The following is a 24,835-nucleotide window of genomic DNA, read 5'->3' on the forward strand; positions in this document are numbered from 1 at the left end:
ATTTTGGACGTACTTTCGCTGATCCCTCAATTTGGCAATCTTCTTTGGACGATTGTTGCCTTTGTCATCGCCTTGTCGGTCATCGTGGCCGTGCATGAATACGGCCACTATATCGTGGGCCGGTGGTCGGGCATCCATGCCGAGGTGTTCTCGATCGGGTTCGGTCCGGTCCTGTGGAGCCGCGTCGACAAACGTGGAACCCGGTGGCAGATCGCGCTGCTCCCATTTGGCGGATATGTGAAATTCCTGGGCGACGCCAATGCTGCGTCGGGCAAGGATGAAGAGGCGATGGGTGAAATCGCCACCCAAAGCCCGGAAGAGTTGCGCCGCACCATGCACGGGGCCCCGTTGTGGGCGCGGGCTGCCACAGTTGCGGCGGGTCCTGCATTTAACTTTGCCATGTCCATTTTGGTTTTCGGCATGATCTTCTGGTCTCAGGGCGTGTCGCGCGAACCCTTGACCGTGGCCTCCCTACAGCCTTTGCCGGGAACGGTACAGGAACTGCGGGAAGGTGATGTGATCACCGCAATCGCCGGTGTTCCTACGCCGGACTATGATGAAGAGGGCGCCTGGCAGGATTTCATCGACGCGTTGCCGGTGCAACCGGTTCTGGATTACACGGTCATTCGCGATGGACAAACACTGGACGTTCAGGCCCCCTGGATGTTCCCACCGCTGATCCGTCAGGTTGCCCCGCGCAGTGCGGCCATGGACATCCAGTTAGAGCAGGGTGATGTGATCACAGCCGTGAACGGCGAACCGATCTTTGCCTTCGATCAACTGAAGGATTTTGTCGAAAGTTCGGATGGGCGCGTTTTGCTGTTGAATGTATGGCGGGACGGCTCTGATCTTGAGTTCGCGCTTGCCCCACGCCGTACGGATGAACCAAAGCCGGAAGGCGGGTTTGTCACACATTGGCGGATCGGGATCATCGGCGGCATGATGTTAGAGCCCGCCACTGAGCCCGCCGGTTTTGTGGATTCACTGCGTGGCGGCGTCATTCAGACCGGCCGTATCATCGAAGGGTCTCTGTCCGGCATGTGGCACATGATTACGGGAGCGATCAGCACCTGCAACATTTCCGGGCCAATCGGGATTGCTGAAACCTCGGGTGCAATGGCCAGCCAGGGGGCGCAGAACTTCATCTTCTTTATCGCGGTCCTGTCGACGGCTGTCGGTTTGTTGAACCTGTTCCCGATCCCGGCCTTGGATGGCGGTCATCTGGTATTCTACGCGTATGAAGCGGTCGCCGGAAAACCACCCAGTGATGGCGCGCTGAGGATTCTTATGGGGCTGGGGATCACTATCATCCTTACGCTCATGCTGTTCTCGGTCAGCAACGATCTGTTCTGCTAAATGTGGCGGTTGGTGCAAGTTTAGGCCGCATTCCTGCCTCAATTCATGGCTATACTTTTTGCGTTGAAAGGGTATCGCCATGACCAAAGCGCTTAAAAAATCGTACCAGGGGTTCAGCTTTCTTTTCATGCTGAACCGTGACGTATTGTTGAGCTTTGCCATGACAGCGCTGGCGTTGACTGGCGCAATGTATCTGGCCGGGGTTTATCTGGCCGGATTCTGATTCTCACCGAAATGCAGAAAGCTTGCTGTGCGGCGTCGCACTGGAATGCTTCTATTTCGCCTTTTGACAAGCTCATTTAATCTCGTTACTCAGCATTAAAGTCTTAAAATTCTGGGTAGAGCACAAAATGACTGACAGGCGAGACGCGGGCACATCCTGCGGGGGGCAAATGCCGACAAACAATATTTTGTGGCAGGCGCTAACGGTTCTTTTCCTTTTTGTTGCGGCGTGTTTGGTGGCTTTTCCGAATACAGCGCAGGCGCAGAACTTCACGATCAATTCGTTTCAGGTGGAAGGCAATCGCCGGATTGAAACGGGCACGATCATCGCCCGAACCGGAATCGAACCCGGGCAAACAGTCAGCGCTGGTCAGATCAATGATGCCTATCAGCGTTTGCTTGACAGTGGTGTATTTGAAACAGTCGAGCTGACCCCGCGTGGCACGACTCTGGTGATCGAAGTTCAGGAATATCCTACGATCAACCAGATCAGCATTGAAGGAAACGCACGCGTCAAAGACGATGTTTTGCTGGACGCCATAGAGTCTGAACCGCGCCGGGTCTTTACCCCTCAGGCGGCGGAAGCAGACGCTGACCTGATCGCCGAAATTTATTCTGCGCAAGGCCGGGTCGCGGCAACAGTCATCCCGCGGATCATCCGCCGCAGTGACAACCGCGTCGATCTGGTTTTCGAAGTATCGGAAGGCACAACCATCGAAGTTGAACGCGTCAGCTTTGTTGGCAACCGCGCCTTCTCGGATCGCCGGTTGCGCCGTGTTCTCGAAACCAAGCAGGCGACGTTCCTGCGGACCTTCTTCCGCAATGATACATTTATCGGCGACCGCATCGAATTCGACAAACAGGTCATTCGCGATTTCTACCTGTCGCGCGGCTATGTCGATTTCCGCGTAAACAGCGCCAATGTGGAATTCACCCGTGAACGCGACGCCTTCTTCTTGGTGATGAACGTCACTGAAGGGCAGAAATTCTCGTTTGGCAAGATCACAACAGTAAGTGAAATCCCCGGCGTGAATGCGGCTGAATATCAGGATGCACTGAAGATCAAGCCGGGCGTGACTTATACGCCATCGCTGATTGAAAACTCGATTGCGCGTCAGGAACGTCTGGGCGTCAAACAGGGTGTGGACTTCTTGCGGGTCGAACCTCGCATCACGCGCAATGATCGCGACCTGACACTGGACGTCGAATTCGTTCTGACAAAAGGGCCGCGCATCTTTGTTGAGCGGATCGACATTGAAGGAAACACCACCACGCTGGACCGTGTCATCCGACGTCAGTTCGACACTGTAGAAGGCGACCCGTTCAATCCGCGCGAAATTCGTCAGGCGGCCGAGCGGATCAATGCTCTGGGCTTCTTCGCCACCGCAGATGTCGAGCCGCGCGAAGGGTCTTCGCCCAGTCAGGTGATCCTAGATGTGGATGTTGAAGAACAACCGACAGGCTCGCTTAGCCTTGGTGGTAGCTACTCGGTCACGGACGGTTTCGGGATTGCAATCGGCCTGAACGAATCCAACTTTTTGGGACGTGGTCAAAACCTGGGTCTGACCATTTCAACCGCGCAGGACTCTGAGCAGTATGCCATAAGCTTTACAGAACCCTATCTTTTAGGCCGCAAGTTGCGTTTTGACTTGGGGCTGGGGCTGTCGGGAACGAACTCTGGTTTTGCCAGCTATGACACAAGCTCGCTGTTCTTCACGCCGCAGCTGACCTACGCCATCGGCGAGTTGTCATCGCTGCGCTTGCGCTATGGTTGGGATCGCAGCGAGATGACCCAACAGGACAACGAAACCAATGGCGCCGTTATTTCGTCCGAAATTGCGCAAGGCAAAAGAACCTCTAGCTCGTTGGGTGTATCTTACGTGTATGACAGCCAACTCGGTGGTCTGGATCCGAATTCCGGTGTTCTGTTCGAGGTTGGCGTTGATGCGGCCGGTCTTGGAGGAGACAACAAGTACTTCAAAACCACAGCGCGCGGTATCGCACAAACCCGTGTTTGGAACGAAGAAGTCGTGCTGCGGGCGACCATGGAATTCGGCGCACTGCATTGGAGAGGCAACGACTTCAGCCGTACTGTCGACCGTTTTGTATTGGGCCCGAACACCTTCCGTGGCTTTGAGCCCGCTGGTATTGGCCCACGTGACTTGTCCAACGGTCAGGACGATGCCATCGGCGGCAACTACTACTGGGTTGCCCGGTTCGAAACCGACTTCCCGCTTGGCTTGCCAGAAGAACTGGGTCTGCGCGGTGGTTTGTTCTATGACGTCGGCAACCTCTATAACATCGACGATGTGAACACGGCAGGCGCAACTATTGTGGGTGCGAGCGGATCAATCCGCCATGTGATCGGCATTTCGGTTCTGTGGGACACGCCGTTTGGGCCGCTGCAGTTCAACTTCTCTCAGCCTCTCAAGAAAGAATCCTTCGACAAGGAACAGAACTTTGACTTTACCATTCAGGCTCGGTTCTGATCCCAGATGCTGAACATGCTCGTTAGTATAGCACGGGGCCCATTACGGGCCCTGTGTGTGTTTTCGGCCCTTATGATGCCGCTTGCATTGGACGCGCAACAACTTGGCGTGCCGCAGGCCAGCGTCGTTACGCTTTCCAGCGAAGAACTTTTTGCCGACTCGGCTTTCGGGCAGCGCGTTCTGCGAGAGATCGAGGTTGAAAGCGCTTTGTTGGCAGAAGAAAACGAACGGATTGTGGTCGAGCTGAGCCAGGAAGAAAAGGAACTGACGGAACAGCGCGCGACCTTGCCCGCTGAGGAATTCCGCCCGTTGGCCGAGGCTTTTGACACTAAGGTTCAGTCCCATCGAGAAGGCCAGCGCGCCAAGCTGGACGCATTGGCGCGGCGCAGCGAAGAAGCGCAACAGACTTTTTTTGAGATCGTGCGCCCAATTCTTGTTGATCTGCTGCGCGAGTTCGGTGCCAGTGTGATGATCGAACGGTCGAATGTGGTGGTTAGTACGACAGACATTACCGAGGCTGCGATCGCTCGCATCGACGCCGCAATCGGTGATGGCAGCACGCTGCAAGAAGGCAATGGCGAATAGGGTCGCTTGCTCTTGGAATGCGGTATTGTTAACCACGCGCAAAAGAAACATCCAAAACGGGATACCTGATCAATGACCACGGAAACCAAAAGCGCCGACATTCAGCTGATCCAAAGGATCTTGCCGCACCGCTATCCGTTTTTGCTGGTCGACAAGGTCGTGGACATCTCGGGCTATCAGTCGGCGCGCGGCATCAAGAACGTGACCATGAACGAGCCGCACTTTCAGGGGCATTTCCCAGGCACACCGATCATGCCGGGCGTCACAATTGTTGAGGCCATGGCCCAGACCGCAGGTGTAATGCTGGGTGTTGGCATGGACGTCATCGACACCGAGCTGCTGATCTATTTCATGAGCATCGACAAGTGCAAGTTCCGTCGCAAGGTTGTACCCGGTGACGTTCTCGAGATGCATGTTGAAACCGTGCGCGGCAAAAAGGGCGGCAAGCTGTTCAAGTTCAGCGGCCGGGCCACTGTTGAGGGCGAAGTGGCGGCCGAGGCCGAATTTTCGGCCTATGTAGATTGGGACATGGAAAAAACGACATGAGCGGAATCCATCCCAGCGCAATTATCGAAGAGGGCGCGAAGATCGGGCAGGACTGCTCGATCGGTCCATTTTGCTATGTGGGTGCGCAGGTCAAACTTGCGGATCGGGTTGAACTGAAATCCCATGTGGTCGTGACCGGTGACACTTCGATTGGTGATGATACTGTTATCTTCAATTTCTCGGTGATTGGTGAAATTCCTCAGGACCTGAAGTTTGGTGGCGAAAACACCCGTCTGGAAATTGGTCAACGTAACCGGATCCGGGAACATGTGACGATCAACACCGGTACCGACGGTGGCGGCGGTGTGACGCGGATTGGCGACGATTGCTTGTTTATGGCGGGCGTTCACGTGGCGCACGACGTGCAGATCGGCAACCGGGTCATCATGGTCAATCATGCAGGAGCAGCCGGTCACTGTATCGTGGAGGACGATGTGATCGTCGGCGGCATCTCAGGATTGCATCAATGGGTGCGCGTCGGGCGTGGGGCGATCATCGGAGCGCTGACCATGGTGCCCAAAGACGTTATTCCCTACGGTCTGGTGCAGGCCTCACGTGGTGAGCTGGACGGCTTGAACCTTGTAGGTCTGAAACGCAAGGGTGTTTCGCGCGAGGATATCTCGGCGCTGCGCGCGGCCTTCAAGGAACTGTCCGAGGGCGATGGAACCTTCATGGACCGCGCCAGCCGGATCGGCGAAGGCAATGAAAGCGATTATGTTCAGCGGATCGTCGATTTTGTTACCGGCCACAGTGATCGCTCATTCCTGACACCAGGGAAATAAACCAATGCTGGCGTTGATTGCGGGAACAGGGGCATTGCCAACCGAAGTTGTGGCTCAGCTCGCAGACCGACCTTTGATCTGCGCACTGGAAGGGTTTCCACCTGACGATCTGACCGTGGATATAGAATTCCCGCTGGAGCAGCTGGGCAGCTTCATTGCCGATCTCAAGGCGCGGGGCGTGACGCAGATTTGTCTGGCTGGTGCAGTTCAGCGCCCGTCCATCAACCCAAGCCGCATTGACGCAGCGACCCTGCCATTGGTTCCGGTGATCCAAAAGGCGATAATGTCCGGGGATGACGGCGCGTTGCGTGCGGTCATCGGAATCCTTGAGGATGCTGGGCTGCAAATGCGCGCCGCACATGACATTGCGCCCGGTTTGCTTCCGCCTTTGGGCTGTCTGACGGATGCGCAACCCTCTGAGGCTGACATGGCCGATGCAGACCGTGCGGCTGGTATTCTGCGCGCAATGGGGGCTGCTGATACCGGACAAGCATGTGCGGTCTCTAAAGGTCAGGCGCTCGCGATAGAAGGGATATTCGGCACTGCCTGGATGCTGAAGTCTTTGACCCAACGACCAGACGCGGGTGGAGGCATACTGTTCAAAGGGCCCAAACCCGATCAAGACCGGCGCGCCGATCTACCAGCCATCGGACCGGATACCGTCACGGATGCGGTCGCGGCCGGGTTGTCCGGGATCGTATTGGAAAAAGGCGGCGTGCTTGTCCTGGGGCAAGAGCAGGTCATCGCAGAATGTAACCGTCTGGGTCTGTTCCTTTTCATCCGCGAGCGGGCAGCCTGATGCGCGTCTTTCTGGTCGCCGGAGAACCTTCGGGCGACCGGCTGGGCGGCGCGTTGATGGAAGGCTTGAAGACTCTGATCCCAGATGTCGAGTTTGACGGAGTCGGCGGACCGCTGATGGAAACGCAGGGCCTGACAAGCCGGTTCCCCATGTCAGAACTTTCGGTGATGGGCCTTGTTGAAGTTCTGCCAAAGTTTTTCCACCTCAAGCGCCGAATCTCCGAGACCGCACAGGCCGTGCTGGACACAAAACCGGATGTGTTGATCACCATCGACAGCCCGGATTTCAGCCTGCGAGTTGCCAAGATCGTAAAGGCCGCAAGCAACACCCGCACGGTTCACTACGTCGCCCCAAGTGTCTGGGCCTGGCGACCGGGGCGGGCCGACAAGATGGCCAAGGTCATTGACCATGTTCTGGCCCTGCTTCCTTTTGAGCCGCCGTATATGGAACGGGCAGGGATGGAGTGCGACTTTGTCGGCCATCCTGTGGCCAGTGAACCGGTTGCCACTCGGGACGAGATCGCCGCATTTCGGAGCCGTTTTGGTCTGGGAGACGCGCCGATCCTTCTGGCTTTGCCCGGATCACGTCGGGGAGAGATCGAACGGCTTGCGGAGTCCTTTGGCGGCGCATTGCGGCTGTTTGCCAAGGACCATCCGGGCTACCGCGTGGTGATCCCGACAGTTGGTGCGACAACGGACCTCGTCAAAGAATTGGTCACAGACTGGCCCGGAGACCCGGTTGTACTGGACCCACGCCATGAAGACGCGGATCAAGCGCTGGCCAACAAGCGTTCCGCGTTTGGCGCGGCCAGTTTGGCGCTTGCGGCGTCAGGGACTGTGTCACTTGAGCTTGCTGCGCAGAATACGCCGATGGTCATTGCCTACAAACTGAACTGGCTGACACAGAAGATGGCCGAGCGGATGGTTAAACTGGACACCGTAACGCTGGTCAATCTGGTGTCAGATACGCGCGCTGTGCCGGAATGTCTGCTGGATGACTGTCGACCCGAAAAGATCTCCCAGGCCTTGCACAATGTGATCAACGCCCCGGATGCGCAGCAGCTTGCCATGAGCCTGACCATGGACCGATTGGGCCGAGGTGGCGAAGCCCCCGGTCTGCGGGCAGCACGGGCTGTATTGGACAGAATGCAGGTCCACAATGCTTGATCATGCGCTGTTCGCGGTGTCTGCCGGGATTGCGATGGTGTCCACCAATCTCGACAATCTGGCTGTCTTGCTTGGCCTGATCTTGGTTATGGAGCAACGCCGCGCCATTTTGGGTTTTGCGGTCGCACAGACACTTGTTCTGACTCTGGCTTTGACCGTGGCGTTGGGGTTGAACCAAAGCGGTGTGCCCTTCTGGATTGGGTATCTGGGCATCGTACCATTGGCATTTGGCTTGCGTGGTATTTGGAAGCAATTTCGGGAAGAGGAAGTGGAAGAGGCAGAACCGAAAGGTGCCGTAACCTCGGTCGTCACGCTTTTCCTGAGCCTCTCGATCGACAGTTTTGCGGTTATGACCCCTTTGCTTGCGGACTCCGCGCCCTCCTATCGCGTGGCAGCACTGGTTGGTGCAGTAGCGGCCGCCGCCGGTCTGGTCGCTGTTGCGACATGGGGGGCGCCCCGCGCCAAAAGCCTCGGCCCTCGTGTCGCACGTCTGGATCGGATCGCTCCTTACATCATGGTCTGCGTTGGGCTTTACATTCTCTTTAACTCGCCCACAGATATTGTGTAGCGGGTTCAAGACGCGCCCGTGTCGCGCATAAGTGATCTCAGCCAGGTTGTTGCAGCGGTGTGGGCCTGAGATATCTTGATCGAAAAAGGAGCTTTGCCATGACCCGCATTCCCCCGTTGTTGGATCATGAGATGACGGAAGAAGCACGCGCATCTCACGCCGCTTTGGGTGCGTATGGCCCGTTCGACAATTGGGCCCGCGTGGCTGCCTATTGCCCGCCCATTCTGGACCATGTCACCGGAATGCTGACCACGTTGCGCGAACAGCAGAACCTGCCACGCCGCGCACTGGAATTGGCGATGGTAACGGTGTCAAAGCTGAATGCTTGCGACTACTGCGTTTCCCATCATACGCCGCTGCTAACGGTCGCGGGCCTTAGTTCGGAAGGGGCTGCGCGCCTCCCGGATGTCGAGGATCATCCTGAACTTGATGCCTGTGACAAAGCTGTTGTACGCTATGCCGAAGCCGTGACAACACGGTCCGGTCGTATGCGGGACGCCGAAGTGTCTGACCTGCGAGAATGGTTCAGCGATGCACAGATCGTTGAATTGACCTGGCGCATCGCGTTGTGCGGAGCGTTCAACCGGTTCAACGATGCGCTGCAAATCCAGATCGAGTTTGAGGTCGAACCTGTATCGGCTTAGTATCCGCGCCAGATCCAGCCGCCGCCAAAAATGCGGCTACCTTCACTTGCATAAAACACACAAGCCTGACCCGGAGAGATGCCTTCTTCCGGCGTCAGCAGTTCAACTTCTGCTGTTGTGTCGGACAGCGGACGAATGATGGCTTCACGCGGCGGGCGGGTTGAGCGAACTTTGACCTTCAGGTGCCATTCATCGCGCGAGGTAAAAGGTTCATCGCCCAGCCAGTTGATCTCGCGCACCGGTACAACTCGGGTGGCCAGCATCTCTTTGGGGCCGACAACAACCTGTTTCTTGTCGACGTCCAGTTTGACGACGTAAAGCGGTTCGCTCAGGCCGCCGATGCCAAGGCCGCGCCGTTGCCCGATGGTGTAATGGATCACACCGTCGTGCTGCGCTAGAACGCGGCCATCGGCGTGTACGATTTCGCCGGGTTCCGCTGCACCGGGGCGCAGCTTTTCGATGACACTGGCATAGTTGCCATTGGGCACGAAACAGATGTCCTGGCTGTCAGGCTTGTCCGCAACGGACAACCCGTATTGCGCCGCCATTTCACGCGTCGCGTCCTTGGACGGCAAGTGGCCCAGAGGAAAACGCAGGAAGTCCAACTGTTCCGGCGTGGTCGAGAACAGGAAATAAGACTGATCGCGGTTCGCATCCTCGGCGCTGTGAAGCTCTGGCCCATTGGGGCCTATCTTGCGCTGGATATAGTGACCGGTGGCCATGCAGTCGGCCTCGAGATCTTTGGCAGTCTCCAGCAGATCCTTGAACTTCACCCGTTCATTGCAGCGAATGCAGGGCACAGGGGTCGCGCCCGCCAGATAGCTGTCAGCAAATTCGTCGATCACGGCGTCTTTAAAGATGTTCTCATAATCCAAGACGTAATGCGGAAAGCCACGCTCCTCGGCCACACGGCGCGCGTCGTGAATATCGATCCCGGCGCAACACGCGCCTTTCTTGGCCAAAGCCGCTCCGTGGTCATAAAGCTGCAACGTAACCCCAACGACGTCATACCCCTGATCCGCCAGATAGGCCGCCACAACCGAGCTGTCGACGCCACCGGACATCGCAACAACCACCCGCGTTTCCGAGGGCGGTTTAGCAAAACCAAGCGAGTTCAGCGGGGTCTCGGTATCGAGGGCCATGATCAGTTCCGTTTCGGGTTAAGGAAGACCGCCGGAATATAAGAAAATTCTACACATTCTCAAGGGGCGGTTTCATGCGGTCTTAAGTAGCCTGATGTCAGTAACGGAGCAGGAAGAAAAGGGTAGAAAGATGTTTTTGCACAAAGTTGAGGGCCCAAGGTCCGTGACACTGCCCGATGGGTCCGTTTTGACACGCGCAGATCTGCCGCCTGCAAATACGCGCCGCTGGGTGGCCTCACGCAAGATTTTGGTCGTGCGTGGCGTGCTTTACGGCCTGATCGGCTTGTCTGATGCCAAGAAAAAGTACGGGATCAGTGATGAAGAGTTCAACAGCTGGGTGTCTCTTGTCGCTGAACATGGTGTCGAGGCGTTGAAGGCAACAGCTTTAAAAAAATATCGACAACCTAAGGGAGAGTGTGAATAAATGATTCAACGGTAACGTCAGATTAACCATTCTTGTTCAGGTTTAATTTTAATTGGAATTGTTGACCGAACTGGAGCAGTGAAAAATGCGCGTACTTCTTGTCGAGGATGATCCGACCACGTCTAAAAGCATCGAATTGATGCTGACGCATGCAAACCTGAACGTTTATGCTACGGATCTTGGCGAAGAAGGCATCGATCTGGCGAAACTCTATGATTACGATCTGATTTTGCTGGATCTGAACCTGCCGGACATGAACGGGCACGAGGTTCTGCGTCAGTTACGCATCGCACGTGTTGAAACACCGATCCTGATTCTTTCAGGGGCCGACGATACCGAAAGCAAGATCAAAGGCTTTGGTTTTGGTGCTGATGATTACCTGACCAAACCCTTCCACCGGGAAGAGCTGGTGGCGCGTATTCACGCCATTATCCGCCGGTCGAAAGGGCATTCGCAATCTATCATTCATACCGGTCGGGTTGCGGTAAACCTGGATGCCAAAACCGTGGAAGTGGATGGAAAAACTGTTCACCTGACCGGCAAAGAATACCAAATGCTCGAACTGCTCAGCTTGCGTAAGGGCACGACCCTCACCAAAGAGATGTTCCTGAACCACCTCTATGGCGGCATGGATGAACCTGAGCTGAAGATCATTGATGTGTTTATTTGCAAACTTCGCAAAAAGCTCAGCAATGCGACAGGCGGTGAGAATTATATCGAAACCGTCTGGGGGCGTGGATATGTGCTGCGCGACCCGCAAAGCAACAGTTTGGAAGAAACACGAATGGCTGTCGGCCTCTGATTTGAACCACCTGTGCTGTCGGCGGTCCGGGGCAGCACATTGCACTCACGGCTCAGCACGTCTGGACCTGGCCATGACCTCGCCCTATCACTGAGGTCCAAGAACGCGTGACAGGGCGAGGCCATGAGCAACTCAATCTCCATTTCTGATCTGACCGAAGACCAAGCACGCGCCGAACTGGCGCGTCTGGCGGAGGTGTTGTTGCGGGCGAACACGCTCTATCACGGTGCAGATGCACCCGAGATTTCGGATGCCGAATACGATGCACTGAAACGCCGCAACTCAGAAATTGAGGCACGATTCCCTCACCTTAAACGTGATGACAGCCCGTCGGAGCAGGTGGGTTCCAAGGCGGCAGACGGGTTTTCGAAAGTCACACATGCTGTCCGAATGATGTCGCTGGGCAACGCCTTTGATGACGAAGACGTGGCTGATTTCGACAGATCCATTCGAAAGTATCTTGGCCTGAGCGCACAGGAGCCCATGTCTTTCACGGCTGAACCAAAGATTGACGGTCTGTCGCTGTCCTTGCGGTATGAAAAAGGTCTGCTGGTGCAGGCGGCCACACGAGGGGACGGTGAGGTCGGCGAGAACGTGACCGCAAATGCACGCACCGTCTCGGATATTCCTCAGCAATTGGACCACGCGCCTGAAGTTCTTGAGGTCCGCGGTGAGGTCTATATGTCTCATGCCGATTTTGAGGCACTGAATTCCCGACAAGCGGAGCGGGGCGGAAAACCATTTGCCAACCCGCGTAACGCTGCGGCCGGATCTTTGCGTCAATTGGATGCGGAAATCACGCGATCCCGTCCCCTGAAGTTCTTTGCTTATGCCTGGGGTGAAGTGTCTGAGCCTTTGGCGGGCACGCAAATGGAAGCGATTGATCGGCTCAGGTCGCTTGGGTTTTCAACGAATGACTTGACCCGTCTGTGCGCAACAACCCAAGAAATGTTGGAGCATTATCGGGATATTGAAGCGCAACGCTCTACCTTGGGCTACGACATTGATGGGGTTGTCTATAAGGTCAACGATTTGTCCCTTCAGGCGCGCTTGGGGTTCCGCTCGACCACACCGCGATGGGCCATTGCCCATAAGTTCCCGGCTGAACTGGCATGGACGACGTTGGAAGCAATCGACATTCAGGTCGGTCGCACGGGTGCGCTTAGCCCTGTGGCACGTTTGCATCCGGTGACTGTGGGCGGGGTCGTGGTATCCAACGCCACACTGCATAACGAAGATTATATCGCTGGGCGTGATGCCAAAGGCGGTACGATACGCGACGGCAAAGACATTCGTGTTGGCGACTGGGTGCAGGTCTATCGCGCGGGTGACGTGATCCCAAAAGTGGCAGACGTAGACCTGGCGAAGCGCCCCTCTGATGCTCAGCCCTTTGCCTTCCCGACGCTCTGCCCCGAATGCCACAGCGCGGCGATCCGCGAAGAAGGTGACGCGGTGCGCCGCTGTACGGGTGGTTTGATCTGCCCGGCGCAAGCGGTGGAAAAACTCAAACATTTCGTGTCGCGAAAGGCGTTTGACATCGAAGGCCTGGGTGCAAAGCAGATCGAAATGTTCTACGATGATCCGGTGCTGTCGATTAATTCCCCTGCGGAAATCTTTACGCTTGAACAGCGTGACAAGGGGAATCTGGCCCGGCTGAAAAACCGGGACGGGTGGGGGGAAACCTCGGCCGGAAACCTGTTTGCAGCGATCGACGAAAAGCGAACCATTCCGTTTGCTCGGTTATTGTTTGCTTTAGGCATTCGCCATGTGGGCGAAGTTGGCGCACGTGATCTGGCGTTGTATTACCGCGAGTGGGATGCCATGGCACAAGCGTTGGATGCTGCGCGCCCGGCGGCTTTGGCGCAACGGCAAGCTGATGAGGCAGAAGACGCCGAGCGGGCCGCAGCACTGTCTGAAGGTCGTCGTGCCCGCGTCAAGGAAGTGCGTGATGCAGCGATTGCCGCAGCTCGCGTACCAGCAGAGGCCAATGCCGCATGGTCCGATCTGATCGGTATCGATGGGATCGGAGCAACGCTTGGGCTGTCTCTGTCAGATGCGTTTGCAAATGCGGAAGAGCGGCGCGCATTTGATACACTGCGGCAGGAGTTGACCGTTATCGCACCCGATGCACCTGCGTCCGACAGCCCGGTCGCAGGCAAAACGGTTGTTTTCACAGGAACACTGGAAAAGATGACGCGCGCCGAAGCCAAGGCCAGGGCCGAAGCTTTAGGCGCAAAAGTGTCTGGCTCTGTCAGCAAGAAAACCGATATTCTGGTTGCCGGCCCCGGAGCCGGGTCGAAGGCGAAGAAAGCGGCAGAGCTTGGGATCGAAACGTTGGATGAGGATGGCTGGCTGCAGCTGATCGAAGGCGCATGAGCGGACGGCCTGAACAGCTTTTCCCGCTGTTTGCGGGTTTGGAAACACTTGAGGGTGTTGGTCCCAAAACCGCGCAGGTTATGGCGCAGACCGGCGTAGAAAGCCCGCGCGATGTTTTGTTCGGGTTGCCATATGCGGTGGTTGATCGGCGCAGGCGCGACACGATTCAGGGTGCTGACCTGCCGGCTACATTGACTGTTGAAGTCACTGTTGGCGCTCATCGTCCGTCGCGCAACAAGGGCGGAGCTTATCGCGTTCATGTCGAAGACAGTCAGGCCGATTTCCAGTTGGTCTTTTTTCATGCGCGTGGAGACTATTTGAAAAAGCTGCTTCCGCAGGGATCGCGCCGGGTAATTTCAGGCAAGTTGGAATTGTTCGACGGCATGGCCCAGATGGTGCATCCGGACCATATGTTGCCGGTCGAACAGGCCGGAGAGATTCCGGAATTCGAACCTGTCTATCATCTGACACAAGGGCTGACCCAGAAAACGGCGTTCAAGGCCAGTCGCAGCGCGTTGGCGCGGGCGCCTGAGCTTGAGGAGTGGATCGACCCCGCGCAGCTGGCCCAGCAAAAATGGCCGGATTGGGCTTCGGCCATTCACGCCGGGCATAACCCTCAGGGGGCGGATGACGTCGCCCCATTTGCACCCGCGCGGCAGCGTTTGGCGTATGACGAATTGTTTGCACATCAGTTGACCCTGGCATTGGCCCGTCAACGAGAGCGCAAATCCCGAGGTATCGTCAGCGTCGCGACCGGAAGATTGCAATCCAAGGTGCTGGCCAGCCTTCCGTATCGCCCGACCGGCGCTCAGAGCCGGGCGATTGATGAAATCGCGGCTGATATGGCATCTGAATCCCGCATGAACCGTTTGCTACAGGGCGACGTTGGTGCAGGTAAGACACTGGTGGCGTTTATGGCACTGCTGATCGCCGTCGAAGCCGGTGGGCAGGGTGTGATGATGGCCCCGACCGAGATTCTCGCGCGTCAACATCTGGAAGGGTTGCGCCCATTGGCCGAAGAGGCCGGGGTGGTTTTGGAACTGCTCACCGGGCGGGATAAGGGGGCCGAGCGTCGTGCCAAGCTTGAGGCGCTGAAACAGGGTAATATTCAGATTCTGGTCGGCACTCATGCCGTGTTTCAAAATGACGTGGAATTCAAGGCTCTGCGCTTGGCTATCGTGGACGAACAGCACCGATTTGGTGTTCGGCAACGGATGGAACTGTCGGAAAAAGGGCAGGGTGCGGATGTTCTGGTGATGACGGCGACACCGATCCCGCGCAGCCTGGCGTTGGCGCAATACGGGGACATGGACGTCTCGGTGCTGGACGAAAAGCCGCCCGGGCGAAAACCGATCAAAACGGCGATTGTCAGCACGCAGCGTATGGACGAGGTCGTGTCGCATCTGCGCCGCGCGATCGAAGAGGGGCGGCAGTGTTACTGGGTTTGTCCGTTGGTGGATGAATCCGAGGTTTCGGACCTGACCGCCGCCGAAGATCGGTTCAAACGGTTGCGCGCTATTCTGGGGGAAGGCGTTGTGGGGCTGGTTCATGGTCAGATGCCACCCACTGATAAAGACGCTGCCATGAGCGCCTTTCAGAACGGTGACACCAAGGTTCTGGTGGCGACAACCGTGATCGAAGTTGGGGTCAATGTTCCCAACGCAACGATCATGGTGATCGAACGGGCCGAGATTTTCGGGCTTGCACAGTTACACCAATTGCGAGGGCGTGTGGGGCGTGGCGACGCGGACTCGACTTGCCTGCTGATGTACCAACCGCCGCTCAGCGAAGGTGGGCGCAAACGGCTGGAGGTTTTGCGCGAAACCGAGGATGGATTCCGCATTTCCGAAACCGATCTTGAGATGCGCGGGGCCGGGGATCTGATCGGGACCGCGCAGTCCGGCCTTCCTAAGTTCCGTATCGCTGATCTTGAACGTCAGGCCGGGTTGATGGCTGTCGCCCAGTCAGATGCGCGGGCTTTGCTGAATGCGGATCCGAATTTGACGTCGGAACGGGGCCGCGCCGCGCGTGTTCTTTTGTGGCTGATGAAACAGGATCAAGCAATCCGTTTAATTTCAGTAGGTTAGACTAGATGTTCTGAAAAGTTCACAAATGTTCTCAAAAAGTTCTTTACCGACTCGGGTAAATATGAGAACAAAAGGTCAACAAAGGATTAAAACTCTGACCGGAGGTGACCCTATGCTGACCCAGATCAAGACCGCTTTCAGCCGCGCGCAATCGACCATCCTGCAGGATGCGGTTGGCGTGATGTCTCTGGTCGTGATCCTGATGGTCGCGTTGCACCTGCCTGTTGGTTTTTAAGACTTTCTGCCTGCGATCTCGTGCCGAAAAAACCGCGCTGTCATCCCCATTTCAGTCAAGGGTGACCTGCCTGTCCCAAACCCCTTGAGGGGCCATGCCTCGGCCCCGCGCGGTGAACCGGACCCCACGCGAGACACGCAATGCCTGCCGCCGCCCTTTCGCCCGGAAGGTGCGGCGGTTTTTTTACAGCTGGCCGGTTTTGAAAATCTCAAGCAGCGCGGAAAGAACAGAGTTGACCGCAACCGAGGCCAGGATCATCCCCATGATACGGCTGATGATCGCCGCGCCCGAGTGCCCGATCCAACGGATGATCGGCTCTGCCAGAAGCATCAGAAAGAACGCAACCAAAAGCACCGAAAGCATCACCAAAGCGGTGATCCCCTGATCGGCAGCGCTGTAGCGGTGATTGTCTGTCAGGATGACAATAGCCAGCATCGCTCCGGGTGAGGCCAAGGACGGGACCGCCAATGGGAAGATTGCCGGGTTTTGCTTGTGGTATTTGTCTTCCAGATCGTCTTCCGCCTGACGTTGTTCTATGTCCTGCTTGCTTTCGCCAAAGATCATGGTCAGCGCAAAGAGGAACAGGATGATGCCACCCGCGACCTGAAAGGAATTCAACCCGATATCGAGTGCTTCAATGAGAAGTTGCCCAAAAACGAGGAAGAACAACAAAACCCCGGCACTGATCAACGATGCCAGTAACGCGGTCTTGCGCCGGGCTGCGGCGCCTAGGCCCGCAGTGACGGCGATAAACACGGGAATTGTGCCGATCGGGTCGATAACGACCCAAAGCGTTACAAAATGCTCAAGCAGATTGTCCAAACCCATCCCTCCTAAAACCTGATCAGAGGGGTAACGGGTTTACCCTAGTTTGCCAAGTTCACGCGCAATGCGCCTGTTCGGCCTGTGCCAGCGCTTCGGCTGTGGCGTCCAGCGCCAACAGGATTGATGCATGCCGGTTCTTGTAGTCCCGTGCGGGCATCAGAACTTCCAGCCCGTCAAACGGTGCATCCGGGGCGGGGCCGTCTTTTTTCAACATGCGCGTCAGTTGATCGCGCGCGGCTTCAACCTGAGCACGCGTCGTACCAATGATGGCGTCCCCGACAACTGCTGCCGATGCCTGACCCAAGGCACAGGCTTTTACGTCCTGACCAAAGGCGCTGACCCGACCATCGTCAACCTTCACATCCACAGTCACAGTCGAACCGCACAATGGCGAGCGTTTCTTTACCGTCGCATCCGGGTTGTCCAGCCGGTCAAGATGCGGAATATCCGCAGCCAGCGCCAGGATGCGCCCGGAATACAGCTTAATCAGGTCGTTCTCGCCGCTCATGGCTTTCCCTCGTCGTGTGTTCCTCATACATAGTGGCCAGCCCACCGGATGCAAAAGGTTTTTGAGATGACTGATCCCGTCGTGTTCGATCCATCGACGCTGAAATATAACGAAGCGGGTCTGATCCCGGCCATTGCGCAGGATGACGCGTCAGGCGAAGTCCTGATGATGGCCTGGATGAATGCTCAGGCCGTTGAAAAGACACTGGAAACGGGCAGGGTGACGTATTGGTCGCGCTCTCGTCAGTCTTTCTGGATCAAAGGCGAAACCTCGGGCCACGTGCAGGAGCTGGTGGATTTTCGGATCGATTGTGACCGCGATTGCCTGTTGGTTCTGGTACGCCAGACAGGGGCTGCCTGCCACACCAACCGCCGGACCTGTTTCTATACTGCTGTTCGTGATGGCACTGAAACTGAACTTATGGCCCCGATGGAATAAGAGTAACGGTCAAAGACCGACCAGGCGCCGAATGTCTGCAGGGCTGTGGCCTTCGGCCCTGTATTTCGAAATCGCACGGGCATCGTCCCGTTTCGCCAGGCGTTTGCCGGCTTCATCGCGGATCAAATCATGGTGCAAATACGCAGGCGTGGGTAAATCCAGCAATGCCTGCAATAGAACGTGGATGCGTGTGGCTTCGAACAGATCCCGCCCCCGGACCACATGAGTGATGCCTTGCGCTGCGTCGTCAAGGACAACGGAGAGGTGGTACGATGTCCCCATATCACGGCGGGACAATACAACGTCGCCGATTGTGTCTATTAACTCATCGGGGGTGAAAGTGATGGTGCCCGTTTCACCATCAGGCCCTGAACCAAGTTCGATGAACTGAAATCTGGACTGGTCGTGGATCGCTTGACACGCCTTGGCAATGTCCAGCCGTAGTGGCTCGTTCCGTGGTCGAGGATTCTGCCTTAAGTCTTTGTCCTGATTAGCTTTTCGACACGTTCCGGGGTAGATTATTCCGTCAGGTCCATGTATTGGTGCGCCTTCCTGCGGAGCACTGGCAGCGGCGGCAATATCTTTTCGGTTGCAAGTGCAGGGAAACAAGAAACCCTGTCCCCAAAGACGATCTAAGGCCTGGTCATAGACCCCCATACGGTCCGACTGACGCACAACCGGCTTTGGCCATGTCAGGCCAAGCCATGTCAGATCGTCATAGATCTGATCCTCCCAATGCTGTCTTGAACGAGACTGATCGATATCCTCGATCCGCAGCAGAAACTGACCACTTTCAGCTATGGCCATGTTGCTGGCCAGCAACGCGGAATAAGCGTGTCCCAGATGAAGTGGCCCGGTTGATGATGGCGCGAAGCGTGTCAGGAAAGTCAAGTTTTTTCTAATATATACACGTCAGAGTTAAGGTTGATTCCGGGTAGATGTGGCCCGTATTCACGAAATAGCAAACGTGCAGCCCCCATGTCGACCCAATCGGTGATGCGGCACGTGTATGTGTTATCTGCCAGCGCGTGATCATTCAGAGAAAACGCAAACAGCCCTCTTTTAGGTAAAGCGTGCATCAACACATCGATTGTCTCCGCCGGGGCAGCGCCCTTACCGATGACACCGATAGCTGTGACAATCGAATATGCACCACGCTTGAGCGGGGCTGGTTTGGTGATATCAAAGCCGCTCAACGCTCTGTACACGTCTTTTGCCTTTGCTTCTTCCAGCATTTTTGGGGTGGGGTCCATTCCGTCGATAAGCTCGAATCCGACTGCGCGCAAAGCCTGACCGGACAGTCCGGTTCCGCATCCAAAGTCCAGAATCGGGGTTTCAGGGTGGGGGTGGGCAGACCACAAAGCCGCCGCCACACGACCCGGCGTGACGTATCCGTGATCTTCGATTTCTTTATCGTAGGTCGCGGCCCAGTTCTTGTAGTGCAATTCTGTCTCTTGTGGTGTGTCGAGGCTGTAAGTGCTATCTAGGAACTTGTCGGTCATAAAAGCATGCTAGGCCGAGACAGCATTGTGCGTCCAGTCAGCAGTGGTCCAACCAGGTTTGCCATTCGGCCTTGGCCCTGTCGGTGTAGGCTTTGTACCGGTCCTTGCGGCCGCGCCGTCCGCCTTTCAGACCGTCGACGGGGCGGAACAGACCAAAATTCACATTCATCGGCTGAAACGTCTTAGCCTCGGCCCCACCGGTTATGTGGTGGATCAAAGCGCCCATTGCGCTGTCCTGCGGGACGTCCGGCAAGTCACGCCCCAGAATCTCAGCCGCAGCCAGACGCCCGGCCAGAAGCCCCATCGCGGCGCTTTCGACATAGCCTTCAACACCGGTGATCTGTCCGGCAAACCGGATGTTGGGCTTGGATTTCAACCGCATCTGCGCGTCAAGCAACGTGGGTGAGTTGATGAATGTGTTGCGGTGAATGCCACCCAACCGGGCGAAACTTGCGTTTTCCAGGCCGGGGATCATGCGGAAGACGTCGGTCTGGGCACCATATTTCATCTTGGTCTGGAAGCCCACGATATTGAACAGGGTGCCCAATGCGTTGTCGCGGCGCAACTGCACCACGGCATGAGGTTTCATGTCCGGTGCGTGTGGGTTGGTCAGGCCAACCGGCTTCATAGGACCATGGCGCAAGGTTTCGCGCCCGCGTTCTGCCATGACCTCGATGGGCAGGCAGCCGTCAAAATAACCAGCGGTTTCCCCTTCATGGAACTCGGTCTTGTCGGCGGAAAGAAGCGCGTCGATAAACGCCTCATACTGGTCGCGGTCCATCGGGCAGTTCAGATAGGCTGTGCGCTCTTTCTCTGTCTCGCCTTTGTCGTAGCGCGACTGCATCCAAGCCTTCGACATGTCGATGCTTTCGGCATAGACTATGGGCGCAATGGCATCAAAGAAGGCCAACGCCTCAGCGCCTGTTTCCGAGCGGATCGCTTCGCCCAGTGCATGCGAGGTCAGCGGGCCGGTTGCAAAGATCCATTGGCCGTCATCGGGCAGGGTGGTCACTTCTTCATCCCTGACCGATACACGCGGATGGGCGCGGAGTTTTGCGGTGACGCTTTCGGCAAAAGGATCACGATCCACTGCCAGCGCGCCTCCGGCGGGCAGGCGATGGGCGTCGGCCGTTGTCATGATCAACCCGTTGGCAGCCCGCATTTCCCAATGCAGCAGGCCCACAGCGTTCTGCTCGTCATCATCTGATCGGAACGAATTCGAGCACACCATTTCGGCCAGGTTTCCGGTCTGATGCGCAAAGGTGCCAACCGTGGGGCGCATCTCGTGAATCACCACATCGACGCCTGCCTCAGCGGCTTGCCATGCGGCCTCGGACCCGGCCATTCCGCCGCCTACAATATGCAAAACTTGTGTCATGCGCTGCCACATAGGGCAGACCACAATCGGGCGCAACTCGGGCGGTGCAAAATTACCAAATTTACAGGAGGGGTCTTGGGGTCGCCGCTGCGGGAATGTCAGCGCTGGTGAGAGAGACCAGCTGGAGGGACCTTCCGCCCACGGCGACCCAAAAGTGTCCTGAGGCCTCAGCCTCGACCCAGCTTTGCCACAGAGTCGCCGTTTTGAAAAGTGCTAAAATCAAAACAGTGGCAAAAAATGTGCAAAATAATTGCCTCATTGGGTCCAATTTGGGGGGCGCTTTTCGATAAAGGCGGAAATGCCTTCTTCTGTGTCCCGGTGCAACATATTCTGCGCCATTACCTCTCCGGTATAGGTGTAGGCCTGATCCAGGGGCATTTGAAGTTGTTGATAAAACGCCTCTTTTCCTATTTTCACGGCAACGCCAAGCTTTGAGGCTACAAGCTCAGCCAATGCATTGGCCTCATGTTCAAGCTGCAATTCCGGGACGACGCGGTTGATCAGTCCAAGCTCTGCCGCTCTTTCGGCTGAAATGAACGCACCCGTCGTCAGCATCTCGAAAGCCTGCTTTCTGGGGATGTTGCGGCTGAGCGCCACCATCGGAGTCGAGCAGAACAACCCGATATTGACCCCGTTCACGCCAAAGCGCGTATCCTCGGCTGCAACAGCCATGTCGCAGGTCGCAACCAGCTGGCACCCGGCAGCGGTGGCAATGCCATGGACCTGAGCGATAACGGGTTGAGGAATTGATTGGATCGACATCATCATCCGGGCACAGCGCGCGAACAAGTCCTGGAAATAGGCTTTGCCACCGTCTTCGGACTGACGTCCGGCTGTCATTTGCTTCAAATCGTGCCCGGCACAGAAAGCTTTCCCAGCGCCTGACAGGATTACTGCGCGGATGGATCTGTCATCACGCAAAGCGTCAAGTTCATCCTGAAGCGCGGCCAGCATCTCTTCGCTCAGCGCGTTCAAGCGTTCGGGCGCGTTCATTGTAAGCCGTGCCACCGCGCCAGTGTCGTTACGTTCCAGAATTGTCATCTTGCCCTCCGATCCCAAGTTGGGCCAACTCTAGGTCGGGAAGAGCAGGAGGGAAAGTATGGCTTTGGCAATGAACCGGGATGAACTGTCGCAATACCTAAAAGAGGTGTTTCCCCAGGTGCATAAGGACTTCGTTGTCGAAGAATTGGCCGAAGAAAACATTACCATGCGCCTTGTGGTGCAGGATCGGCACCTGCGCCCCGGAGGTACGGTTTCAGGCCCGTCCATGTTCGGTTTGGCCGACGTCAGTGTCTATGCAATGATTTTGGCGCGAGTGGGGCGGCAATCTTTGGCGGTGACGACCAACAGTTCATTGGATTTTCTTCGCAAACCTACAGGTGGCGCTGATCTGATTGCGACATGCCGATTGCTCAAACTGGGTCGAACATTGGCCGTCGGCGATGTGTTGATTTTTTCTGAAGGCATAGACAAGCCGGTTGCGCGGGCGGCAATGACGTATTCCATTCCACCTGCAGGCTCGGCCGCGGCGCGGTTCGGCTAAAAATGGCCGGGGACTGGCCCCGGCCCAGGAAGAGGTCCCAAAAATTGGGACTGGGGATGATTTAGATCTGCCAGAAGTAGCGTTTTACTTCACGGTCCGCCTGCATGCGGGTAACGCCAACGTCTTTCAGCAACCTGTCATCCAAATTGCCCAAATTGACCCGACTGCGGCGACGGCGTTCCCATTGAGTGACTGCAGCCGCAAACCGCACGGCCAGCGCGGCGATCAGCGGCAACCGAGGGCTGGCGTTCAGCAGCATAAGGGCGGGGTTGTGCATTGTGCGTGTCATCTCAGAGTTCCTTTCAAATTGTATTGACACAAAGCAGTAATGTTCGGTACAAGGTGTTGATACATTCAATATTGTGTCAAAAGCAAAGGAAGAATTGTAATGGATACAATTTGGCCGGATGTGTTGCCGAAAGCCAAGGGGCCAAAGTATACTCTGGTTGCCGACACAATACGAAAAGCAATTGAGAGTAAGGCGTTAGACATCGGAGCTAAGCTTCCGCCGGTGCGTGAACTGGCGTATCGATTGCAGATCACGCCGGGGACGGTGGCACGGGCCTATACGATTTTGACGGATGAAGGCTTGCTACAAGCTGAGGTCGGACGTGGTACATTCGTGGCCCCACCGAAATCGCCGATTCTGGATGATGTCTGGTCTCGACAGCTGCATTTGGCCGAAGCACAGAGCGCCAATCACGTCAGCCTGTTCAGTCCAAGGCTGGCGGATATGGGGCAGGTGTCGTTGATACGGGAGTGTTTGCAGAAAGTTGCGCAGTCCGATCCGGCTTTGTTCATGAACTATCCAACCCGCGATGCCTATAAGCCCATGCGCCAGGCGGTGGTTGAGTGGCTGTCGGATTTGCCGTTGGGTCCGCTGACGGATGACGACATCGTTTTGACTCATGGCGGTCAGAACGGATTGTGTCTTGTGTTTCAAAGTATTCTTCAAGGTCCCAAACCGGTCGTTCTGGTCGAAGACCTGTCCTACGCGGGCTTTCGCCGCGCCGGTGAATTGATGCGGGCCGAAGTGGTCGGCATTCGGATGGACAAGTGGGGCATTGATCCCACGGCAATGGAGCATGTTTTGCGTCAAACACCCGCGCAGGCGATTTGCGTTTCGCCTGAGGTGCAGAACCCGACCGCGCTGCACACTCCGCTCGAACGGCGCAAAGAAGTGGTTGAAGTCGCGCGAAAATTCGATGTGCAGATCGTTGAAGATGATTGTTATCGAATGGGTGAGGCTAAAGAGCCCAGCTATCGTGCCTTGGCGCCCGAGCGGGGCTGGCATGTCTCGTCGATCTCAAAAGTGCTGACACCATCGCTGCGCGTCGGGTTTGCCATTGCTCCGAAAGAGCGAAGTGTGGATCTGAGGCGCTCGGCAGAGTACGGGTATTTTGGGCTGGCGCAGCCGTTGGCAGAGCTCACCCGATTGCTTTTGTCTGATCCCCGTACGCGGCAGATCGCCAAAGATGTGCGTTCTCGAATGGGAGAGTATGTGCGCGTCACGGTGAATGCGCTGGGTGGTTTTGACCTGACGTGGGCACCAGACGTACCGTTTGTCTGGCTGAACCTGCCATCTGGGTGGCGGGCAGCGGCCTTCAGCCGGGCGGCAGAGCGGGAAGGAATACAATTGCGTTCGGCGGACGAATTCGCGCTGCGCGATGGTCGAGCACCAAATGCGGTTCGCATTGCGATGAACGGGCATGTCTCGTTGCAACGGTTCGAGGATGCAATGCTTCGGCTGCGTGCGTTACTGGACAATCCACCCGAGCAAATCAGCGTTTAAATTGGGGTAAAATAATACCTATTTTGCAAGTCATTGGTTAAAAAGGATAAAATCTGATTTACTGTGCTTGACGTACGCGCAAGCACCCCATAGAACCCCTCCATCGAATTCGGGCCGCTCTGTCTTGGGGCGGTCTTTCACATCAAACAGGACTATCCTGCCATGAAAACCTTTTCTGCAACACCTGCAGACATCGACAAGAAATGGATCCTGATCGACGCTGAGGGCGTTGTTCTGGGCCGTCTTGCCTCGATCGTCGCCATGCGCCTGCGTGGCAAGCACAAAGCGTCGTTCACCCCGAACATGGACATGGGCGACAATGTCATCGTAATCAACGCTGACAAAATCCAGATGACTGGCAAGAAGCGCGAAGAAAACTTCTACTGGCACACTGGCCACCCGGGCGGCATCAAGTCGCGCACCAAGCAGCAGATCCTCGAGGGCGCACACCCCGAGCGCGTTGTGACCCAAGCGGTTAAGCGCATGCTGCCGGGCAACCGTCTGGCGCGTCAGCAGATGACCAACCTGCGCGTATACGCCGGTGCCGAGCATCCCCACGAGGCGCAAGCGCCCGAAGTTCTGGACGTTAAGTCCATGAACAAGAAAAACACCCGGAGCTAATGACC

The 24,835-nt window shown here is 56.5% G+C and carries 27 protein-coding genes; 19 read left to right on the plus strand and 8 right to left on the minus strand.

The genetic code is table 11. The features are described from left to right. Positions 1 to 3: 3 nt before the first annotated feature. The 10 genes from rseP to ACXADZ_RS08310 all read left to right on the plus strand — a co-directional run bounded on the left by rseP (position 4) and on the right by ACXADZ_RS08310 (position 9,157). Positions 4 to 1,356, plus strand: coding sequence for an RIP metalloprotease RseP (gene rseP, locus ACXADZ_RS08265; RefSeq protein ID WP_475194818.1), 1,353 nt, complete (start codon positions 4 to 6; stop codon positions 1,354 to 1,356). Positions 1,357 to 1,435: 79 nt separating this feature from the next. Then, positions 1,436 to 1,579, plus strand: coding sequence for a hypothetical protein (locus tag ACXADZ_RS08270; RefSeq protein ID WP_171090153.1), 144 nt, complete (start codon positions 1,436 to 1,438; stop codon positions 1,577 to 1,579). A gap of 127 nt (positions 1,580 to 1,706) precedes the next feature. Beyond that, positions 1,707 to 4,067 (plus strand): outer membrane protein assembly factor BamA, encoded by a 2,361-nt coding sequence (gene bamA / locus ACXADZ_RS08275; protein ID WP_475194824.1) that lies wholly within the window; start codon positions 1,707 to 1,709, stop codon positions 4,065 to 4,067. Between the two features lie 15 nt (positions 4,068 to 4,082). Beyond that, complete coding sequence (locus ACXADZ_RS08280) at positions 4,083 to 4,652, plus strand: OmpH family outer membrane protein (protein ID WP_253762022.1); 570 nt, start codon at positions 4,083 to 4,085, stop codon at positions 4,650 to 4,652. Between the two features lie 72 nt (positions 4,653 to 4,724). Then, positions 4,725 to 5,198 (plus strand): 3-hydroxyacyl-ACP dehydratase FabZ, encoded by a 474-nt coding sequence (gene fabZ / locus ACXADZ_RS08285; RefSeq protein ID WP_050602398.1) that lies wholly within the window; start codon positions 4,725 to 4,727, stop codon positions 5,196 to 5,198. Then, complete coding sequence (gene lpxA / locus ACXADZ_RS08290; RefSeq protein ID WP_475194831.1) at positions 5,195 to 5,980, plus strand: acyl-ACP--UDP-N-acetylglucosamine O-acyltransferase; 786 nt, start codon at positions 5,195 to 5,197, stop codon at positions 5,978 to 5,980. Before fabZ ends, lpxA begins: the two co-directional genes overlap by 4 nt. Before the next feature lie 4 nt (positions 5,981 to 5,984). Beyond that, entirely contained in the window at positions 5,985 to 6,779 is a 795-nt protein-coding gene (locus tag ACXADZ_RS08295) for an LpxI family protein (RefSeq protein ID WP_475194834.1), read from the plus strand. Beyond that, positions 6,779 to 7,945: a lipid-A-disaccharide synthase gene (lpxB, locus tag ACXADZ_RS08300; protein WP_475194836.1), complete on the plus strand. Its 1,167-nt coding sequence runs from the start codon at positions 6,779 to 6,781 to the stop codon at positions 7,943 to 7,945. The genes ACXADZ_RS08295 and lpxB overlap by 1 nt, the downstream gene beginning before the upstream one ends. Further along, on the plus strand, positions 7,938 to 8,513 hold the full coding sequence (locus tag ACXADZ_RS08305; protein ID WP_171090142.1) for a hypothetical protein: 576 nt from the start codon (positions 7,938 to 7,940) through the stop codon (positions 8,511 to 8,513). The genes lpxB and ACXADZ_RS08305 overlap by 8 nt, the downstream gene beginning before the upstream one ends. Positions 8,514 to 8,611: 98 nt before the next feature. Then, positions 8,612 to 9,157 (plus strand): carboxymuconolactone decarboxylase family protein, encoded by a 546-nt coding sequence (locus ACXADZ_RS08310; protein WP_475194846.1) that lies wholly within the window; start codon positions 8,612 to 8,614, stop codon positions 9,155 to 9,157. Here ACXADZ_RS08310 and mnmA read toward each other — a convergent pair. Next, positions 9,154 to 10,299 carry a tRNA 2-thiouridine(34) synthase MnmA gene (gene mnmA, locus ACXADZ_RS08315; protein WP_171090139.1) on the minus strand — a complete coding sequence of 382 codons (1,146 nt, stop codon included), beginning with the start codon at positions 10,297 to 10,299 and terminating at the stop codon, positions 9,154 to 9,156. The two genes, ACXADZ_RS08310 and mnmA, sit on opposite strands and share 4 nt — an antisense overlap. Before the next feature lie 130 nt (positions 10,300 to 10,429). Between mnmA and sciP the strand changes: the two genes are divergently transcribed. From sciP to ACXADZ_RS08340, 5 genes are all read left to right on the plus strand, one after another. Further along, positions 10,430 to 10,723 (plus strand): CtrA inhibitor SciP, encoded by a 294-nt coding sequence (gene sciP / locus ACXADZ_RS08320; RefSeq protein WP_171668266.1) that lies wholly within the window; start codon positions 10,430 to 10,432, stop codon positions 10,721 to 10,723. Positions 10,724 to 10,808: 85 nt separating this feature from the next. Then, positions 10,809 to 11,525 carry a response regulator transcription factor CtrA gene (ctrA, locus tag ACXADZ_RS08325; RefSeq protein WP_171183282.1) on the plus strand — a complete coding sequence of 239 codons (717 nt, stop codon included), beginning with the start codon at positions 10,809 to 10,811 and terminating at the stop codon, positions 11,523 to 11,525. 123 nt (positions 11,526 to 11,648) lie between these two features. Beyond that, on the plus strand, positions 11,649 to 13,901 hold the full coding sequence (gene ligA / locus ACXADZ_RS08330) for an NAD-dependent DNA ligase LigA (protein WP_475194857.1): 2,253 nt from the start codon (positions 11,649 to 11,651) through the stop codon (positions 13,899 to 13,901). Next, on the plus strand, positions 13,898 to 15,988 hold the full coding sequence (gene recG, locus ACXADZ_RS08335) for an ATP-dependent DNA helicase RecG (RefSeq protein WP_475194859.1): 2,091 nt from the start codon (positions 13,898 to 13,900) through the stop codon (positions 15,986 to 15,988). The genes ligA and recG overlap by 4 nt, the downstream gene beginning before the upstream one ends. Positions 15,989 to 16,100: 112 nt before the next feature. Next, complete coding sequence (locus tag ACXADZ_RS08340; RefSeq protein ID WP_256367922.1) at positions 16,101 to 16,223, plus strand: hypothetical protein; 123 nt, start codon at positions 16,101 to 16,103, stop codon at positions 16,221 to 16,223. A gap of 183 nt (positions 16,224 to 16,406) precedes the next feature. Here ACXADZ_RS08340 and ACXADZ_RS08345 read toward each other — a convergent pair whose 3' ends face one another. Both ACXADZ_RS08345 and ACXADZ_RS08350 read right to left on the minus strand, forming a co-directional pair. Next, a complete protein-coding gene (locus ACXADZ_RS08345; protein WP_216602802.1) occupies positions 16,407 to 17,045 on the minus strand; it encodes a MarC family protein in 639 nt (212 codons plus the stop codon). A 58-nt stretch (positions 17,046 to 17,103) separates the two neighbouring features. Then, positions 17,104 to 17,556, minus strand: coding sequence for an iron-sulfur cluster assembly scaffold protein (locus tag ACXADZ_RS08350; RefSeq protein WP_171090127.1), 453 nt, complete (start codon positions 17,554 to 17,556; stop codon positions 17,104 to 17,106). 48 nt (positions 17,557 to 17,604) lie between these two features. On the opposite strand from ACXADZ_RS08350, the gene hisI reads away from it, so the two are divergent. Further along, positions 17,605 to 17,994, plus strand: a complete 390-nt coding sequence (gene hisI / locus ACXADZ_RS08355) for a phosphoribosyl-AMP cyclohydrolase (protein WP_171090125.1) — start codon at positions 17,605 to 17,607, stop codon at positions 17,992 to 17,994. 9 nt (positions 17,995 to 18,003) lie between these two features. Here hisI and gluQRS read toward each other — a convergent pair whose 3' ends face one another. From gluQRS to ACXADZ_RS08375, 4 genes are all read right to left on the minus strand, one after another. Beyond that, the gene (gluQRS, locus tag ACXADZ_RS08360; RefSeq protein ID WP_475194872.1) at positions 18,004 to 18,885 is read right to left on the minus strand and encodes a tRNA glutamyl-Q(34) synthetase GluQRS; all 882 of its coding nucleotides are present in this window, start codon (positions 18,883 to 18,885) and stop codon (positions 18,004 to 18,006) included. After that, a complete protein-coding gene (locus ACXADZ_RS08365) occupies positions 18,882 to 19,496 on the minus strand; it encodes a class I SAM-dependent DNA methyltransferase (protein ID WP_475194875.1) in 615 nt (204 codons plus the stop codon). Before ACXADZ_RS08365 ends, gluQRS begins: the two co-directional genes overlap by 4 nt. Before the next feature lie 37 nt (positions 19,497 to 19,533). After that, the gene (trmFO, locus tag ACXADZ_RS08370) at positions 19,534 to 20,874 is read right to left on the minus strand and encodes a methylenetetrahydrofolate--tRNA-(uracil(54)-C(5))-methyltransferase (FADH(2)-oxidizing) TrmFO (RefSeq protein ID WP_475194877.1); all 1,341 of its coding nucleotides are present in this window, start codon (positions 20,872 to 20,874) and stop codon (positions 19,534 to 19,536) included. Positions 20,875 to 21,129: 255 nt separating this feature from the next. Next, positions 21,130 to 21,915, minus strand: coding sequence for an enoyl-CoA hydratase (locus ACXADZ_RS08375; RefSeq protein ID WP_475194883.1), 786 nt, complete (start codon positions 21,913 to 21,915; stop codon positions 21,130 to 21,132). Positions 21,916 to 21,973: 58 nt separating this feature from the next. Here ACXADZ_RS08375 and ACXADZ_RS08380 point away from each other — a divergent pair, with 58 nt between their 5' ends. Continuing rightward, positions 21,974 to 22,417, plus strand: coding sequence for a PaaI family thioesterase (locus ACXADZ_RS08380; protein ID WP_475194887.1), 444 nt, complete (start codon positions 21,974 to 21,976; stop codon positions 22,415 to 22,417). A gap of 61 nt (positions 22,418 to 22,478) precedes the next feature. On the opposite strand, the gene ACXADZ_RS08385 is transcribed toward ACXADZ_RS08380, so the two are convergent. Beyond that, complete coding sequence (locus ACXADZ_RS08385) at positions 22,479 to 22,706, minus strand: DUF1127 domain-containing protein (protein WP_475194892.1); 228 nt, start codon at positions 22,704 to 22,706, stop codon at positions 22,479 to 22,481. Between the two features lie 99 nt (positions 22,707 to 22,805). On the opposite strand from ACXADZ_RS08385, the gene ACXADZ_RS08390 reads away from it, so the two are divergent. Both ACXADZ_RS08390 and rplM read left to right on the plus strand, forming a co-directional pair. After that, positions 22,806 to 24,209 carry an aminotransferase-like domain-containing protein gene (locus tag ACXADZ_RS08390; protein ID WP_475194898.1) on the plus strand — a complete coding sequence of 468 codons (1,404 nt, stop codon included), beginning with the start codon at positions 22,806 to 22,808 and terminating at the stop codon, positions 24,207 to 24,209. 162 nt (positions 24,210 to 24,371) lie between these two features. Continuing rightward, positions 24,372 to 24,830: a 50S ribosomal protein L13 gene (rplM, locus tag ACXADZ_RS08395; RefSeq protein ID WP_039536983.1), complete on the plus strand. Its 459-nt coding sequence runs from the start codon at positions 24,372 to 24,374 to the stop codon at positions 24,828 to 24,830. Positions 24,831 to 24,835 lie beyond the last annotated feature (5 nt).

It is taken from the genome of Ruegeria sp. ABM4_193, from assembly GCF_056158705.1.